The sequence below is a fragment of the Phaeodactylibacter luteus genome (assembly GCF_007993045.1).
Lineage (GTDB): Bacteria > Bacteroidota > Bacteroidia > Chitinophagales > Saprospiraceae > Phaeodactylibacter > Phaeodactylibacter luteus.
This window is the reverse complement of record NZ_VOOR01000130.1, coordinates 1-1479: the sequence shown is the minus strand read 5'-3', so window position 1 is coordinate 1479 and position 1479 is coordinate 1. Positions and strand designations below refer to the sequence as shown.

3 protein-coding genes are annotated in these 1479 nt (G+C 41.5%); 1 reads left to right on the top strand and 2 read right to left on the bottom strand.

The window, feature by feature from the left end:
• Together FRY97_RS21785 and FRY97_RS21780 are read right to left on the bottom strand one after the other, a co-directional pair.
• On the bottom strand, positions 1-251 hold a 251-nt coding region (locus FRY97_RS21785; RefSeq protein ID WP_147169733.1), incomplete at its 3' end, for a DUF6364 family protein.
• Positions 252-521: 270 nt separating this feature from the next.
• Entirely contained in the window at positions 522-866 is a 345-nt protein-coding gene (locus tag FRY97_RS21780; RefSeq protein WP_147169732.1) for a hypothetical protein, read from the bottom strand.
• Between the two features lie 193 nt (positions 867-1059).
• Between FRY97_RS21780 and FRY97_RS21775 the strand changes: the two genes are divergently transcribed.
• Positions 1060-1479: hypothetical protein (locus tag FRY97_RS21775; RefSeq protein WP_147169731.1), on the top strand; the 420-nt coding region annotated here is incomplete at its 3' end.

Below are 1479 nucleotides of genomic sequence, written 5' to 3'. Positions count from 1 at the left end.
ATACCATATTTTTTTGATAATTCTTCGGTTAACACTTCCTTGTAATCAAAATCATCATCAATCGTCATGATTCCTCTCAGTCTTTGAATTCTTGGTGACAACTGTTCAGGTAGAATTTCTCGACGATCTCTTGTGATTAATTTAAAGTAGTTTTCTACCAAATCCGAAATGCTTTGCCCCTTTTCTTTTGCGTATTCCTTAGCTGTTTTTATGACCTCTTCCTCTATAGTCAATGTCAACTTTGTATTCATGGCTTTTTTTTACAAAGATACGTGTTGATTGCGAACAAAGCAACACGTGTTTGTTGTGGGGGCTAGCGGCCCGGCTACGTGACGTGCCGGACTCTAAATTTACCATTTTCGTCTCATTTCTCAAATGCTAGCGCAGGCAGCAAAAGGCGATCTTGGCGCAGCCTGGCTTTTGCTGCCTGTGCGGGTTTTTCAATCTCCATTTTCCTCTCGAAGATTTTTACCGGCATGGCATGTAGCCATTGTTGGGTGCAGGTTTAGACATACATCACATTAAAAAGTAGATATTAAAAATAGGATAGCCCAAATAATCCCATAGTTTAAAGCGGCGATGTCATCATTATTCTCTACTTCGATACGTTCTTGGTTCCGAAATTCAATATCTAAAATCGAATCTTCATCAAATTGTTCTTTTGGCCACTCAAAACCAATCTTTTTCAGTAAATAGTTTGTAAGCGCCCCCAATAAAACAGTTGTTACTAAAATTAAAACCCCATCAATTAGAAAAGATATTACTCCTTTGAACATCAATGAATCTAAGACTCCCCATAGACCACCAATTACTAGAATAGTAAAAACTCGACTTCTATTTTGCTTCTTGATATTAATATTTATCATTATAACTATTTTTCAACTCTAATTAAAGTCATCTCTTCGCTAAGGGATTTCAAAGAAAGAATAATCTTTTCATCTAAAATTACGAATTCCTTCGTAGGCAAAAAATCATCTTTACCAGATACCCAGACCACTAGACATTTTAGTAAAGAAGCGTAAAAGCGACTATCTTTAAAGTCGACGAAAACCAAAAGACATGTCGACATTTACGCTTCTTGAGCAAGATACGGAAAAGGCGGTAAAACTGCCAAAATACACCCTGAAGAACACGCTGATCGTGAGCCATTCCATCCTTCATGCGGGCAGCGTGAACCTGAACAAGGTAAAGAACAGCGTCCCACATGTGCGTGGGGGCGGGCTAGCAACCGCCCATGCAGATTACAAGCTGCTGACGCGCTACTTTGACCAGGGCAAGATCGAAAGCGAACAGGACCGGCAGCGCTACGAGCAGTTGATGCAAGGCCTTCGGGCTTTATGCTGGATGGTGTTCTTTGAACGGTCCAGGCAACTGGGCTGCAAGAAGCCAAAGTACCTCCTGCTGTATGGTACAAAGTGGGACTGCGGCGACGAGAGTATACACCTGATGACGCTCTGCGTCCTGGCCGGCGATGTGGCT